General features: G+C 38.3%; 12 protein-coding genes and 2 pseudogenes. 4 read left to right on the forward strand and 10 right to left on the reverse strand.

Annotated features, from left to right (window positions below):
• Positions 1-315: 315 nt before the first annotated feature.
• Positions 316-516 carry a hypothetical protein gene (locus tag L4C54_RS23185; RefSeq protein ID WP_428809967.1) on the forward strand — a complete coding sequence of 67 codons (201 nt, stop codon included), beginning with the start codon at positions 316-318 and terminating at the stop codon, positions 514-516.
• A 3-nt stretch (positions 517-519) separates the two neighbouring features.
• Here L4C54_RS23185 and L4C54_RS23190 read toward each other — a convergent pair.
• A protein-coding gene (locus tag L4C54_RS23190; RefSeq protein ID WP_428809968.1) for an IS3 family transposase occupies positions 520-1,697 on the reverse strand; the annotation gives its coding sequence in 2 pieces (ribosomal slippage) (positions 520-1,430 and positions 1,430-1,697; 1,179 coding nt in all).
• A gap of 62 nt (positions 1,698-1,759) precedes the next feature.
• Between L4C54_RS23190 and L4C54_RS23195 the strand changes: the two are divergent.
• Positions 1,760-1,864, forward strand: a pseudogene (locus L4C54_RS23195) (nuclease-related domain-containing protein); the annotation flags it as partial.
• 174 nt (positions 1,865-2,038) lie between these two features.
• On the opposite strand, the gene L4C54_RS23200 reads toward L4C54_RS23195, so the two are convergent.
• Entirely contained in the window at positions 2,039-2,314 is a 276-nt protein-coding gene (locus L4C54_RS23200) for a hypothetical protein (RefSeq protein WP_428809969.1), read from the reverse strand.
• A 57-nt stretch (positions 2,315-2,371) separates the two neighbouring features.
• A complete protein-coding gene (locus L4C54_RS23205; RefSeq protein WP_428809970.1) occupies positions 2,372-4,474 on the reverse strand; it encodes a hypothetical protein in 2,103 nt (700 codons plus the stop codon).
• 452 nt (positions 4,475-4,926) lie between these two features.
• On the opposite strand from L4C54_RS23205, the pseudogene L4C54_RS23210 reads away from it, so the two are divergent.
• Positions 4,927-5,106: pseudogene (locus L4C54_RS23210) on the forward strand (Tn3 family transposase); the annotation flags it as partial.
• Positions 5,107-6,183: 1,077 nt separating this feature from the next.
• Here L4C54_RS23210 and L4C54_RS23215 read toward each other — a convergent pair.
• The 5 genes from L4C54_RS23215 to L4C54_RS23235 form a co-directional block, all read right to left on the reverse strand.
• On the reverse strand, positions 6,184-6,372 hold the full coding sequence (locus tag L4C54_RS23215) for a hypothetical protein (protein WP_428809971.1): 189 nt from the start codon (positions 6,370-6,372) through the stop codon (positions 6,184-6,186).
• Between the two features lie 260 nt (positions 6,373-6,632).
• Entirely contained in the window at positions 6,633-7,181 is a 549-nt protein-coding gene (locus tag L4C54_RS23220; RefSeq protein ID WP_428809972.1) for a recombinase family protein, read from the reverse strand.
• 776 nt (positions 7,182-7,957) lie between these two features.
• Positions 7,958-10,081 (reverse strand): alpha-galactosidase, encoded by a 2,124-nt coding sequence (locus L4C54_RS23225; protein WP_428809973.1) that lies wholly within the window; start codon positions 10,079-10,081, stop codon positions 7,958-7,960.
• Positions 10,082-10,142: 61 nt separating this feature from the next.
• Positions 10,143-11,099: a sugar phosphate isomerase/epimerase family protein gene (locus L4C54_RS23230; RefSeq protein ID WP_428809974.1), complete on the reverse strand. Its 957-nt coding sequence runs from the start codon at positions 11,097-11,099 to the stop codon at positions 10,143-10,145.
• Positions 11,100-11,218: 119 nt separating this feature from the next.
• Positions 11,219-12,526 carry an MFS transporter gene (locus tag L4C54_RS23235; protein WP_428809975.1) on the reverse strand — a complete coding sequence of 436 codons (1,308 nt, stop codon included), beginning with the start codon at positions 12,524-12,526 and terminating at the stop codon, positions 11,219-11,221.
• A 124-nt stretch (positions 12,527-12,650) separates the two neighbouring features.
• Between L4C54_RS23235 and L4C54_RS23240 the strand changes: the two genes are divergently transcribed.
• Positions 12,651-13,553: a helix-turn-helix domain-containing protein gene (locus tag L4C54_RS23240; protein ID WP_428809976.1), complete on the forward strand. Its 903-nt coding sequence runs from the start codon at positions 12,651-12,653 to the stop codon at positions 13,551-13,553.
• 428 nt (positions 13,554-13,981) lie between these two features.
• Here L4C54_RS23240 and L4C54_RS23245 read toward each other — a convergent pair whose 3' ends face one another.
• Complete coding sequence (locus tag L4C54_RS23245; protein WP_428809977.1) at positions 13,982-15,037, reverse strand: LacI family DNA-binding transcriptional regulator; 1,056 nt, start codon at positions 15,035-15,037, stop codon at positions 13,982-13,984.
• A gap of 22 nt (positions 15,038-15,059) precedes the next feature.
• On the reverse strand, positions 15,060-16,301 hold the full coding sequence (locus L4C54_RS23250; RefSeq protein ID WP_428809978.1) for an MFS transporter: 1,242 nt from the start codon (positions 16,299-16,301) through the stop codon (positions 15,060-15,062).
• Positions 16,302-16,469 lie beyond the last annotated feature (168 nt).

The following is a 16,469-nucleotide window of genomic DNA, read 5'->3' on the forward strand; positions in this document are numbered from 1 at the left end:
ATATAATACACAAGAGCAATACAGTGAACCTGTACCTACATGGGAAAATTCATGAAAACCTGATCTCTGAAAATAATTAATAAAACCAAATACCTGAACCAGTAATCACTGACCTTTGTACAAAGTGAATCCTGCTTTCGCGAAATATATTATTTTCCTGAAAACCTGCAAACCAGTGATCCTCTGAGGGACTTGTTTACCAGTACCAACACACTTATTTAGGTTGTACAAAGGCAGAGCTTAGAGAGGCTTACACGTATTAGTTAAACTAATGGAATGCTATATTGAGGCTTCACTAATTAAAGGAGTATCGTGATGTCTAGGGTTAAGCACCAAGTACTATTCGATCTAATACAGAAGCGTAAGAAAGAGTTATCAGCATTCGAGAAAGCCTATGCTGAAGAGTTGGAGATACTAGAGCAGGAGGCTATTAGATACGGTCGAATTAGCCTAAGTGATGTTCCTGTTATCCCTACCCCCAATCTACCTAGCCCCCGTATCATTGAACACCTGTAGTGGTCAACTAATATTGGCCACGATCTTAGAGTTTAACCAGAACAACCGTTCTGACTCATTAGGTGTCAGCCCGCCATTATATTGATGGGGTCTGAGCTGACAGTAATATTGAATTATGTATCGAGTAATTTCTTGCTGTGCTTCAATAAAGCTACGATAACCTACCGTCGGGATCCACTCGGTCTTCAAGCTTCTAAAAAATCGCTCCATAGGGCTATTATCCCAACAGTTGCCACGACGAGATAAACTTTGTTTTATTTGATAGCGCCACAGTAATTGGCGGTATTTTCTGCTTGTATAATGAGTCCCCTGATCGCTATGGAACATTACTTCCTGTGGTTTACCGCGAGACTCATAGGCCATCGAAAGAGCCTTTCCCGTTAATCGGCTATCCGGAGATAGCGACATTGCCCAACCAATCGTTTTTCGTGCAAATAGGTCTATAACAACGGCTAAATACATCCAACGATTACCTGCCCAAACATAAGTAACGTCACCAACCCAAACCTCATTTGGTTCAGTAACAGCGAACTGTCGATTAAGGTGATTTGGGATCTCTATATGTTCCTGTGAKGCCTTTCTGTATTTATGTTTCGGTAACTGGCAACTCACTAAGCCTAGCTCTTTCATTATCTTCGTGGCTCGATAGCGACTCAGATTTATGCCTTGATTTGTCACAATGCTCGCGATGGTTCGAGCACCAGCAGAGCCGTTGCTTGCAATGTGGCTTTCGTTTACCAAACTACGTAGCTTAACCTTTTCAGCATTGATAACAGCAGGTCTTTTTCGCCAATATTTATAGCTGCTTCGATGAATACTGAACACTTCACACAATGTTTTTATGCTATAKCTCTGCCTGAGTTTCTCGATTATCGAGAATTGTTCAACGAGTCCGACATCAAGAGAGCGGTTGCCTTTTTTAATATTTCGTTATGTTCCTCAAGACGAGCTAGCTTCTTTTTAAGCTCGCGTATTTCAATTTGTTCAGGCGTTATTGGGGAGGCTTTAGGTGCTTTACCTTGGCGTTCTTCTTTTAGCTGTCGAACCCATTTATCCATGGTGGACTTACCCACATTCATGGCTTGAGCAGCTTCAGTAACTGAGTGATTTTGATCGAGGACTAGCTGTGCAGCCTCTAACTTAAATTCAGCGCTAAAAAGTCGTCTTGTTCGTTTCGTCATAGTGTCACCTGTTAACTTATGAGGTGATGATATCACCTCTAACTAGGTGGCCAAATTAACTATGCCACTACACCTGCAACTCTAGTGGAGCAAAAGTCAGTAAGAAAAAGAACACTTATAGTATTTCTTGTGATTGTGGTGAAGGAACGCAGGTGGTATTTCAGTAAGGCAATTGAACCCGTACAGGATCGCTTGGTGATCACAGTGTCAAGACTGAGCCCTTTGACTCGTTTTTGGACATTTTCGTGTCAGCGGCTTTGCTAAATTAGCATGCCATGAATTAACTGAAGTATGGGGAAATCATCTTAACGCTTTGTCCAGCATGGTGGGTACAAATCAATTCAACATTGGAAACGACTTGAGTTTGCATTGTCATACATCTTACCGGCAGTTCGGTTGTAGAACTTAAAATCAAGAATGTAAAAACCGGAGACAGCTACCAATGAAGCAAACAAATTCTTGATGAATACAGAACCAACAAATCCAAACAATAGAGTCTCAATCTCTAAGTCAGTATAAATTAAACCAGTAATCGCAGAAGCCACAAAGTATGTTACGAAAAGTAGCACGGCTAAAAACGATGAAATCAATAAGAATGTGAATCGAAATTTTGTCATATATCCTCCATTAAGGATCTTAATTAAATCGGCGAGCCATGACCCGCCGTAACAACTCTAAAATTTGTTAAAGCCAATAACAGCCATAATTGGTTCTGACCCAAGGACAGGGTCTATATCTGAACCCAATCTTATTTCTAAACCAAGATCGTTGTAATTCACAGATACAGAACGTTTACCATCAGTGCTCCGTTTTTTATTACCTTGAATTACAGTAGCTGGACTGGTAGCAAGCTTTGTCCTAGCTTTTCCGTACGTCTTTAGATTTCTATCGCCAAGTACAGCTGAGTACAGGGCACGTTCAGTCTTACTTGCACGGCGAAGGACATAAGTGAACTCTGAATTCTGTATCCAAAAAAACTGTTTAGATTCTACTCTGGCATCCGAGATCTCATAATGACCATCAATTAATTTAATATGAATTGCATAATTACCAAATACAATCTCTTGAACGTCTTCAAATGCTTGGTGTGGTCTATGCTCATGTCCAAGCAACTCACTTATATAATCAGAAAGATTTACCTCAATCTGATTGGCTTCCAATATTGCTTTTATCTTTGTTTCTGCTTTTTTTCTTAGGGTTACCTTAGAGTCATTATAAGCAAACTCTAAAGGTGGTACTTCATGATCAACAAAAGTAACCTCTAAAAGTGATCCAGGACCTAAGCCAGATTCATTGATTCTTTGTAACCCTATAGTCAATTTCATTTCTGGGTAGTAAAGCAATTGATATTTCTTGTGCTCATTAATGTCCAAATGACCTTTGGCACTAGTTTTTATTGATACATCTGAATCTTCTAATAGAACTAAATCGCCACGCAAAATTTCTTTTTCAAATTGCTTGGTCAAGACAGCTTGTAGGTCAGCTTCCATGATCGTTCCACGCCTAACAATGAATGTACCAAATCTATTGTTAATCGATGAAAATTGATTTGAGCGCATACCAATATCAGTGATAAAAAATTGATTCTCTTTGAGTGAAACAAACATTGCATACTCACCGAATTCAATCTCAAGTTTTTGAGATAGAAAAGGATGTTTAGAAATAGTTCCTTTCATTGCTTCATGAAATTTCGTAAGAAATTCAGGTGAACCTAAATTACATTCCCACAAATTGGCTAATTTATTTGCCGGTAACTTGTTTAGCGTAATTTCACCAAACAGTGTTGGTACAGGTTTTCGCCATTCAACGTCATTTTCTGAAGCTAACTTTGTTAAACATCCATCTGTACTATCAATTCTTCCATATTCATCAATTGATAGTGATAAGTCTAAATTTGGCAAGACTAATAAATTATTTTCTACAAAGGCATCAACATTTTTCATCAAAGACCGAATGTTTTTAAAAGAGAATTCAGCAAGTAAACTAGAATCAATGACTTCTGCAATACTACATAAAGCTAACCATTGATCTGCGCTGAATTTAATTTTCTTACCTGAAACTTCAACATCCGCATCACTGTATACTGTTTCTTCATTTCCTTTAAACGCATAAACAATAACAGGTGGCATATGCTTGTCTGTTTCATAAGAAACTAACATTGCTAAGTTTCCGCACTGCATAAACCTTTCAATGCCCTTGTTTGTTCTAGGTTTCGAGGTCCATTCAGACGTATTACTACCCAGGTATTTAACAAGGTCCTCGGGGCTGTCAATTTCTTTAACAATATGACAAGCATCTGAAACGGCTTTGTCTGAAATAGTAACTAACCCAAGTGTTGTTGTTGCCACTGGTAGTGTAGAAGTCAGTATGCGTTCAGGGACATCCTTCTTCGTCTTAAGTTTTAATGTTCCAGAATTACTCGAGTCAGTAACACTAGGTTTTAAAAATAATTGTTTTTTTTTGTCGATGAAAATAGATTCATCAATGTATTTAGCCTCCATGTTTAGCGGCAATCTACCGTCTAAAGCTTCGTCTAAATACTGTTCAATTGCATCAGCATTCTCAGTGAAGATAACTGCCGAATCAGGTGAAAACATCTTTAAATCGACTAAATCTAAAAGAACTGATATCTCGGCTGATTCAAGATCTGTCATGCCTTTTTTTGCTTGTACTGCCTCTGCAGTAAAAGTCAATTCTTGAAATTTGTCATCAATTAAGAATTTGACAGAAATCCCTGAACTTTGTTTTGAAGTCAGAATGAATACAATTTGGCTCATTTAGAGTTTTCCTTGTGTGAAATAATACAGCCATAAGCTGGTAAGTAGAATTGCTTCCTAACGCTTCTAAGGACACTAAGTCAACACCTTATGCGCTTTTAATTAACCTTGAGCACCAATGTTATCTATTGATTAAGAATCATAGTTTGGAACAAAGTATTACGCAAAGTGAATAGCCACTGACTTGATAGACGCCTTTTAGTTAGACTAAATAACTAATCAAGAGGTGCTTATGAACATACAACCACGGTTTATAACTAGAGAGCCTTTCTACACCTCGACCTTCTTTAACCCGCTTGATGATTTGCATTTCAGTTAAAACGTACTTTGATTTTGCCATAACAAAAGCCCGGTTAACTTTTAATCAGTTTAACTGGGCCTTAAAAGTTTTCAACTTTAATGTCTCAGTTTCAAACTTTATTGTTTAGTTTCAATCTTTATTGTCCGACGACATTAATTTAGTAGTTGCTGCCATTACTTTATGGAATACAGAATACACCAGTCAGGCAGTAGAAACACTCCGCAGCCGTGGAGAGATAATTGATGATGCCTTGCTTAGTCATTTATCACCTCTAGGGTGGGAGCATATAAATTTAACGGGGGATTACATATGGCCGGAAAAGAATAAATAACAATGAAGAATCAGGATGTTATGCTCTTAGCGTACAATATTTTCCGAATCGTCGAGTGACCCCATCTAGTTCTGCTTTGATTGCACAATCATAAGGATCGTTAAATCCAGATGGTGCGGCAAAAAATACTGTTTGAGTTTTTAAGTTCAATAATGACTGAACTGAAAATGATTCATATTTGAATAGTTTTTTAGGCAATGCCAATCGAGTAATCCTTTAGTACATAACGCGCGCAATTAAACTGCACCCGTGAACAATAATATTCACTAGTACGAAAATAGTTAGCGTAGGGTGTCATTTTGAATTGCTTGTTAAGTCACGATACAGCCCATCTAATCTGGAGTGAGTAACTCTTGATACTGTTGAAACTTGCCGTTGGACGACCCAAAGTTGAAGCCGAGTATTTGCCATTGCTCTACCTTGAATCGTTTTAGCGTCACCCTTTAATTGCTGCGCCATATTAAGGTGCGCTCAAAACGCTTCAAGGCTATCATAGATATGACCAATATTCGTTCTTTTAGGCGCTCATCTACACCAGTAGCAATAGTCTTTCATCATTGTAGATCATGACGTTACCATCAACTTCAGATCTCTATCGTGATTTAACGCTTATTAGACGGAATTCTTCCGTATTTGCATTCCGTCCATGTTGCTGCCACTCGCTGTAAAACTCAATAATTATCAACCTATTACGTGAATCGACAGGGAGTTTTAGAGTAGAACTACGGAAAACTTCCGTATAGGTGCCTAAAGTACGGATTAGATTAGCTAGGTCTACTGCAATGCGCGCCAGGCGGTAAGTTAATTGAGGCTAACAAAGTTTGGGGCAGAGGTGATTTACTAAACAACCTGTTTCGCAATTGTGCAAGACCCTCTTGCATAATTGGTTACTAGAGTTTGTCCAACAGCCTGTTGGACAATTGGGCAACAGCTTGTTGCCCGAATAAACCTCATGATGGTTTCTTGCGTTCTAAACACATCTTGGGGCACAAATATGTTTGTTTAGTCTTTAACGTTAATCTTCTACTTCGCCTATTTTAGTGGCTGAATCCAGCATGCTAATACATCAATCTGAAGTTAACCTTTAGAAGCTTTTTCCAGAACTTTCATTGCGCTCTCATACGACGACGTATCTATAAATACGTGGGATGGCTTCCCTGCAATGGTCACAAGCACCGTATAAGGCTGCTTCTTGCAAATCCTTAACACACGATTTGTTTCGCGCTTAAACCGAGTATTCGGCATCACCTCATCATAGTCTGTCATTGCTTTACTCCAGGTTGGTTCTTCTGTACTTTCTCAGTCTTACGAGAAAATGCAACTCATCATAGTTTAGTTATATTACAGTTGCTGAGGGTTTCTCGATAGTTGTTCAATGAGCAATGTGCATGTCTACCACATTAGCTAGTTCAATTGCCAATACTGCGCCTTCTGACAAAGTTTGGGGCATAACGATTTAGTTTGAAGACAAGATTTATAAGTGTAATTTCAATTCAACAAAAAGTGAAAAGAGCTAACTTATGGCACTACCTTGCAAGGCCTAATACCTTATAGACTGTCGTTCGGCTACAACCAAGCTCTCTACTAATTGCATTTTTGTTCGAGCCAGTCTCATACAGTTCTCGTATTCGATCATGTAGTTCAATATCGGGGTATCGACCGAGGTGTCTTCCTTCCGATTTTGCTTTTTCCCTGCCCTCATTACAACGCTGAAGAATGCGCTTTCTTTCCATCTCAGCGAATGCAGAAATAGTGGTATAGATAACACGACCTACGTCGCTGTTAATATCCAAATTTCCAAGGTCATGAAAAACAAGTCCGGCCCCCTTGTTATTTAGCTTGTCTGCGATTTGAAGTGCATCGATGGTATTACGCGCAATACGGTCAACTTTGGTGACGTGAACAATATCTCCGGAGCGTGCAAATTCTATCAACTTTGATAGTTCTTCACGATCTGCTGATTTGCCGCTGACCTTTTCCTGGAATATTTTTTCGCAACCAAAGTCTGTTAGCTGTTGAACTTGAAAAGCTAGCGTTTGATCGTTAGTACTGACTCGAGCATAACCAATAATCATAGAAGCCACCCATTTATGTACACTAAGTTACTACTATACCAGTGCTCATGTTCAGAATTGCCAATTGCGACTAATAGTACATTCAAACCAACACTAAATGGGTGTCCAGAAAGCTACACCTTTAAGTACATAGGCTATGTTTTCCCTTATTAACGCCCATAGAAACAGCTAACACAGAAATGCCCCATTGTGTGCCAGCAACGATAGAAACAAGAACCTTCTAATTTCATAGTTGCATAATCAAAACTAATAGACGGGCCAAAAGACCAGTCTTACCCCGTCATATCCTCCTCCTATTAGGTGTTAACTTTTAACGTTCAAACGAGGTTAGACATGAAAGAGTTATCTTTAATGCAGAAAGAGGTGGATTCTTTAGTCGCTATGCTTGAAAGAACTGGTTACGACAAAGTTGAAAGAAAGCAGAATCAATAATCAAAAAAACATTCGGTAATGCAAATGGCAAGACGTCAGAATCCCAACAACTGTTTGTTTACCTAAGTCAATTATAGAACTGAATCTCTAAGTAGGTTTCGTCCATCTTTGAGTCAGAAAAAGCACTGCTCTGGTGTGTTTCAGTTAGTCATCATTGCTAATGTAAACCCCTCAAAAGGGATGATTAGTGTTCTAGCTAATTCACTTTACCGAAAACATTTAGCCTTTAAAACTTGGTTGTTATGCTTGTCTCAATTTCTGGGTCATAGAACAATTGTTTTAAGACCCAGTAGAGTATGAGTGATGTGCCAACATTCCTAACTTGTATAAAGACCTTCTACAAGTTAACTTTCTATAGCCTTTATATGTAGAAGTAGGGCAGATTCAGGCCACAATACAGGCAGCTGTAATCCCATCTTTGTTAGAACTTCACCTGTCAAATTAACTCCTGACTCAACCCAAGACGGTGATTTCTTCATGCTTTGCATTAGGTTCTCCCCTTCTACTAACTTGATCGCATACTCCTGCGTAGGTTCAAGGTAAGGAATCCTTAATGGTAATGGCAAGGTATAGCTTCTGGACTGTATTTGTGCGACGGAAACAATTGCCTCTTGTTTATCAATAGAGATAACACCATAAGCATTTACAGTTGGATCTGGGTAATCAAAACGAACTAGATCATTGGAATGAACAAGTTTCCTGAACTGTTTGTGGATTGAAATAAAGTGGGAAAAGTCACTTTTCTGGCTATTACTTGCTGACGCTGGGTCCAACTCCATCCCCATATGGCCAAAAAGAGCGGTTATCCCCCTAAAGGCTATAGAGTTACGGCGACCGGTGGTATGAGAAATATCCGTACCAATATGCGCTCCCATTACCTCAGGAGGGAAAAAATAACTAAATCCTTTTTGAGACATCTGTCGCTCTACTGGGTCATTGGTATCAGAAACCCAGAATCGATGTGTTCTTTTGAGGACCTCCATATCAATACGTCCACCACCAGAGGAACAAGATTCGATTTCGACATCAGGATGGCGTAGTCGTATAGCATCTACCAAAGCGTAAAAGGCTTTAGTTTGCCCGTGAATAGCAGGCTTTCCATTATGGCTAGCTTGAACTAGTGTACGGTTCATATCCCACTTAATATACCTAATATTATACCGCGTAAGAACTTCATCTAACCGTTCCAAAATATAATCAAAGCAATCTGATACTTGTAAATTCAACACATACTGATTTCGTTCTGTAGCCTGCTTGTATTCAGGGGTACCTAATACCCATTCAGGGTGAGAACGGAATAGGTCTGAATTTGGGTTTACCATTTCAGGTTCAAACCACAGACCAAACTCCATCCCTAGCATATTCACATAATTTACAACTGAGTTTAAACCATCTGGATACTTGCACTCATCTAGAAACCAATCTCCTAAGCCTGCATTATCACTATTTCTACCACGGAACCAGCCATCATCAATAATAAAGCGCTCAATACCCATTTTAGCAGCATTTTTAGCCATTTCTCGTAAATAATCAGGGTTGTGGTCAAAATAGATACCCTCCCAAGTATTCAAATGTACTGGCCGCACCGTCGCTTTTGTAGGCCAATTAAGAATACTCCCTCGTATAAAGCGATGAAATTGATTACTCATACCGTTTAGCCCACTTGTACTATGAGTCGCATAGAGCCATGGTGTTTGATATGACTTCCCTAGAGTCAGAGTAACCTCTCCAGAGTGAAGTAACTCCTCAGCCTGAAAGTAACGCCCTCCTTCGGGTGTAACTTCAGCCCTAATACGGTGATTCCCGCTCCAAGCTAAATGAAAGCCATATACCTCTCCCTGTTCTTCGCTAAATCCGGGAGCTCCGATAACTAACCCAGGGAAATGTTCATGCGAAGTTCTTCCTCTACGGTTCTCTTGTATAAAAACACCATGATCCAATAAGTGTCGATTAGTATGAAACTCTTTACACCACCGACCGTTAAAGCACATTAATTCCATCATGTGTGTAGCTAGTGGCAATGTGTTGGAGAGGCGCTGTAATTCATAAGGTTGATCAGATAGATTTACTATTTGCGTACGTGTTTGAAGCACATCAGAAGTTGGATCTAATAAAAGTTCAATTATTAGTTCAATACTTGCTATTTCATCTATACAAGTAAGTGTTATTCCATTGCTAACTCTTTCAATATTAGATAATTGAAATTGTGGAGACCAATTAACGCCATTTCGGCTACCTTCGAGACCAGGAGCACCAAAGTATCCTTTACTAGCTTCTGGACTTAAGCCAAAAGGAATATCGATATCCAAACTAGTTTGAGGAATCGGTTTAGAATGAGCGGAAGATATTGTTGTTAAGTCAGATGTATACTTCAACCTTTCACCCCAGTAGACAATGCTTGGCATATCAACACCAACAGCAATTACTAGGCTGCTTTGAGTACCTTCTAAATGGAAATATTCGTTCATAGTATCCAATAGTTATAATATGTTGTAGTTGGTCAAATTAATTAACCTGACGCTATATCGATTACAAGAGATTCTGATGTGACAAAATCAGATTATTGAGATGTATTCCGACCGCCAAGTTTCTCTTTAGCCATAAATCACGTGATTCACTCCCTTCGTTAAAACAAGACTCTAAACAAACTGGTAGCGAATAAGTTGAAGCTGCAATGAACTTAGCTAGGCGATCCCAGTCTAAAGAGCCACTTAATGGAGTCATATGAAGGTCACAAGCCGAAGTCATTGGATCACTCAAAAGTTCCTCTTTTGTTGCTCCCTTATTGTCATGTAGATGTATCGCAACTAATCGGTGGCTATATAATTCTAGTAATTCTAAGGGGTCTCCTTCACTCATGATCAGGGCATGTCCAGAGTCAAAGCAGAATCCTAAGTACTCTGAGCTATAGCGTTCAAATAAAAGATCAAATCTCTCTTTGGATAAATTATTAGGTTCGCCAGGTAAATTCTCTATTGCTAACTTAATCCCTCTTTCTAGACAGTATGGCTGTAGCTCGTCAAAGGACTTAAATACTTGGTTAAAATAGCGGTTTTTAAACTGGTTGCTTTCGGAAAATGACTCCCATGGCAACTGCATATGTAGAACTACTTCACCAGCATTCAGAGCATAAGCAAGATCTACTCTGTTTCTAATTAATTCAACACCTGCCTCGCGCGCGTATTCATTTTCAGAAGTGTAGTCTTTCCTATCATCCCAGAACGGGCGATTTCGGTAGACCCCATGAACTCGTCGCCAACCACCACCACAGCTTCCATGTATAGCTTTTGCTTTTAGTGCGTATTTCTTATGTAAATAAGCAATCTGACGAATTTCACTGGGTGCGTATATATAACTGCTATCCCAGTCATGGCACCAATGGGTATGAGAAAAGCCAGCTTGACTTATCTCTTTAAGGCAAGCGTCCATTTCGGCAATAGTCGTATGCTGGCCGCTGTAATCTGTTGCAAGGGCAACTTCTTTCATGATTTATTCCTTAAGACATATTTTGTTACTCCCCCAATAGGTGAAGGGGAGTAGTAATAAAGTCATTCAATTGTTGTTATAGATTGAAGGTAATGTCCTTCATAAATGAGGTTGTAAAATTAAGCAGTGGTAATCTCACCAACTTTAGCTTGCTCATTACGCTCTCTCACCTTCTTAATTCGATGAGCCATGAAACTGGAAAGGACAACGCCGAGAGCAGCAAAACCAATCATTATCATAAATATATAGTTATAAGCCTGCTCAGGTTCGAATGAATCAAGTATGTTTCCGTATACAAGATAGCCCCAGAACATTGGTGAATAGCCAATAAAAGATGCAACAGACATAGCTGCACCGGACATAGATTTAGGGATTCCCATTTCACCAATAGGTGCGTAATAGACACTACGAAGCATAAACGCGAGGCTTGAAATAGCTGCCATTGCAACAAAAGCAACTATCATGTAATCAGATGTTTTAGGTACAAACAACACTACAGTTACAGACAGTACGACAAAGAGTAAAGCTACGCGCATGAAGCGAGCGGCCCCACCAAACACTCTATCAGCAATTAGCCCACCTGCAGGAGCAACAAATAGACGTAAAGTAGAAATACTAAAGAGGCTAAACAACGCTGCCATTGTAGCTGATAACATAAATACATTTTGTAGAAAAGGTAAGAAATAGTTGATACCAACGAAGGATACATACACGGTACTTGCAGTTAATCCACATAGCCAAACTTCCGGCATTTTTAACGCTTTAAGTAGACCTGATAATGCTTCTTTATTTTTCCCAGTAGAATCCCCTTTCTTTAAGAAGTTCTCTTCAGGAAGAAGTAAATAGGTAAGTATACCAAAGCCAATAATAAGACAGGCATTAATGATATAGACAACTTTTATTCCAAAAATGGTTTGGCCAAAATATGTAAATATAGCGATAGCTAAGGCATTGACTATTAAGTCTGTACCACCTCGAGTTCCTTCCATTGCACCAAAAGCAGTGCTTTGTCTGTTATCTGGAGCCAAGACTCGAACACTTTTCATCACCGAAGGCCAGTAGAAGACTTCAATAACACCGTATGAAGCAAAAACAATAAAGGCAAGCCAGAATGGAGGACTAGAAACTAGAATGAAACCCGTTAGACCAGTTAAAATCATACCAGATGCAAGTACTTTTCTAGGAGCAAACCTATCTGATATCCAACCGACGGGTACATAAAGAAGGATCTGAATAATGCCAGATAAGCTTAATAATAGACCAAATTGTGCATGATCTACCCCAAGCATGTCGCGAATAGGCTCGTATAGAACTGTTCGTATACTAACCATTGCATAGATCAACTGGCTCCCCCCTGTTATTAGTAAAAACCGTTGAAGTATTTTTTTATCAATACCTTTTAACTTATTTAGTAATTCAGTAATCATATTAAAACCTTTAAATGTAGGGTGTTTTATTGAAAGTGACATAGCCATCATATTAGAGCTAATTACTCTCATGTTAATGATATTTCTGTTACAGTTTTATTTTAATTAATTATACGTATTAACCATGAATGAAATAAACTTATTCCCAGAATCAATATTATCGGAGTTGAAATCTAAATACATTGAAGGTGGTATATTTGCAATGGAAATACACGCACCAGAAGTGATGCCAGGGCACCATGTACACGGTCATATTGAGCTCAACTATATGGATAACTGTCAAGCAGTTTACTTAATTGATGGCCAAAAAGTTCAAATTCCAGATTCAAAAATTGTTTTATTTTGGGCGAATATCCCACACCAAATGATTAGTGCTAATCCTAATGGTAAAATGCTAAATATATACATACCACTTCCTATATTTCTTGATTGGAAACTTAATAATCAACTTCAAGAGTTTCTATTGGACGGAAATATTGTTATCGCCCCTGATGAAGTATCGCCAGAACCTTATAGGCTGGAAACTTGGTTGTCTGATTACAAATCAGATGATCCCCGTTATAAGGAACTATTTATTCAGGATCTTGCATTGCTAATCAAAAGACTAAGTCTAGTAGGTTGGGAGACAACTGAAAACCTAAAGCTAGGTAAGTCTACAGAAAATAACCAACCGTTAAAAATCTCTAGCAAAAATTATAAACATGTTGCTGATATTATTCATTTTATTAGTAAGAACCTACATAAGCCTTTATCTACAGTTGATGTTTCTGAACACTTAGGCTTACATAGAAATTACACGATTAATCTGTTCAAAAAGAATATGGGAATCTCTATTAAGCGATACATCGAACACCAGAGGCTTCAAGTTGTTCAGTCATTACTTATCGATACAAATATGTCGATTTCTGATATAGCCTATGCTACGGGATTTAGTTCCATAGGACGATTTTATGACTCCTTTTCTCGATATTATGGTATGGCACCGAAACAGTTTAGAAATAAAATAAAATCCACTAAAAGTAAGTAAAGTAATGTTCACTTAAGTTTATATATTTCTACTGTGTTGTTGCATTCACTAAATAATAATATACAGGTTGATATCTATATATACCTCTCGGAAAAATAAAAATAATTCTCGAAAGTAAAGATTTACCTTACTTATGTCCAAAATGATGATCTAAGTCTCATAGTTACATAACAAACTCAAAATAGTCGATTTATTTGGGAGGTAAAAATGGCGTAGGGTTAATTTACCAAATGATTTATCCCCTCTAAAGAAGATATTATCTTACTGAATAGAAAGGAAATATAGCATGTTAGCAGAGATTAATTCGCGAAAGATTATTTAGAGTTATGGAACCATAATCTTCGCGTGATAAAAACGATACTTTTATCACTCATCGATGGGAAGTAGCAAAGTTTTTTATTGAATCTACAGTGGTGTAGTATAAAGGTCTAACGCTGAACACTAGAATCTCGTATAACGAGCTCTGTAGCTATGGATAGATCGAAGTTTATATCAGGGTGTAGTAAAGCATTAACGGTTATACTTGCCATGGAATTGAAATTTACTTTCACAGATGATAAAGCTGGTCGTTGGTACTCATTAAAAAAAGAATCATCAAATCCAATTATCCCAACTTTAGAAAGATATTGTTCATCAACTTCATGTAGACGCTGTATAAGACCATATGCAAGTGAATCGGATGCACAAACAATAGCATCAGGGCGAGGTTCCATAGATAAAATATGATCAGCTGAAAGGTAGCCAGACTTTTTCGTGTACTCTGAGTATATATCAACTACTAAGATTGGACTCAGTTGGTTGTATTCTAGTGCACGTGTATACCCTTTTAGTCGCTTCTTTGATGATAACTTATTTGAATTGCCACTAACAAAAGCTATTTGAGAGAAACCTTGCTCAATCAAGTGTTGTGTAGCTTTGTATGAGCCGTTCTCATCATCTGTCAATATATTTCTAATTAGATTACCCCCAGTAGTTACTCGATCAATAACCGCGATAGGAAAGTTCTCATCAGCTAATTTATCTATAAATCCTGCATCTTCAGTTAGCCCAACAATTACGGCTGCAGAAATACTTTGGGAGAGGAAATGACTTCTGATTTTTTGTATTAGGTCCTCATCAACTACCTCACCCTCCTGAATATGCTCTATCATCAAACGATAGCCTTGTGCATTAGCAGCCATCAGAAAACTAGCAATAACTCTCATAATATATGGAGAAGCAGCACCGTCAATAAAATCAGAACCAGGATCATTAGATTTAGTATTGTATATATATAATGCGAGTACAGTCTGAGCCTTTCCTTTCAATATCTGAGCGGAAGTGTTTGGGATATATTTATTATCATTTATTACAGCAAGAACCTTATTTCTCGTTTTTTCAGGAATATCTGGATAATTATTTATAACCTTAGAAACAGTACTTCTTGACACTCCTGCTAACTGAGCGACTTTTGCACTGTTCATTGTACTTTTAGGGAAATTCATAACTTCTCGCCGGGTTAGGTGATTATGTAACTCTTGATTTATGTAGGCCCGCTAGAGATATAACTCTGGGTCTCCAACCAATCATACCAAAGAGAAGAATAATCACATAGCTCAAAGCTGGTACATAAAATGACAATTGAAGGGAATAAATACCGATCGTCTGGGCCTGTAAAATTGGAATAATTGCCCCTCCAATACCAGACATTACAAGCAAGCTAGATCCGGTAGCTGTTGCACTACCTAGCTTACTTATAGCTAATGAGAATATAACGGGATACATGACAGAATTACACAAGCCAACCAAAATTAAAGCATAGGCAGCCGAACTACTATTCGAATGGATTACATAGCAAAGTAGACAAATTGCAGATAGTGTGCACCCGATCAATATATGTCTAGCGCTAAAATGAGTAAAAGCTAAGCTACCCAATAAGCGACCAACCATTGCTCCCCCCCAGTATAAGGAAACATATTTTCCTGCTATATCTAGATCATACCCTCCTAATGAAGGTGAATTTAGATACTGAAGAAGGAAGCTTCCTATACTAACCTCTGCACCAGTATAAAAGAAAATAGCAACCATCCCAAAAATCAAATGACGATGTCTCCACGCTGGAATACCAACTCCATTGCAACTATTTGATATAGCAGGATCCAATGTCACACCTGACAACAAAATCAAAATAAGGGGAGTCATTACTAATCCAATAACAAAATAGGGAAGCTGAAGCTGTGATGCGGAAATCAAGGAATCTCCACCCGATGGAGCAAACAACATGTAAGATAAAAATAAAGGGCCTAATGTAGTACCTAGAGAGTTTACTCCAGAAACGAATGTCAGCCGCTGTGATGAGTGTTGCTCGGTTCCAAGTTGTGCAACAAAAGGGTTAGCAATAACTTGTAGTACTGCGACACCTAACGCAATTATGAAAATTGAAATGAGAACAGCAAAGTATGAATTTAGACTAGTTGATGGAAAAATTGAAAAAGAGCCAATAGCGACAAGGGTAAGGCCAATTATTAGGGATTTTTTATAGCCTACCTGTCGTAATAACTTAGATGCAGGCAAGCATATAATCAGCGGTGATGAAAAGAAAACTAGCTGAATATACATAGATTCTGTATCACTCAGAGCAAAAACCTGCTGCAAAAATGGAGATACAATTGTATTAATTGACATAAGTACCCCCCAAGAAAAGAATACTATTGCCAACGTACAAAATGTCATCGCGATTTTTATCTGCTTATTTTTTTTATTTATCATCAAGGAATAATCATTAGATCAGGAATTGTGGCGTTCATATTATCAACGATTCTCACCATTCACGAACACGTGTTCGTAATATCGTGATAATGATCCCTTTTTATTGAGTGCATAGGGTTAGTTAAAGACTCGGTTAGGATGAACAAACCAAATAGATTCGGCATTGCT

It is taken from the genome of Vibrio lamellibrachiae (assembly GCF_050337265.1).
GTDB classification, from domain to species: Bacteria; Pseudomonadota; Gammaproteobacteria; order Enterobacterales; family Vibrionaceae; genus Vibrio; species Vibrio kyushuensis.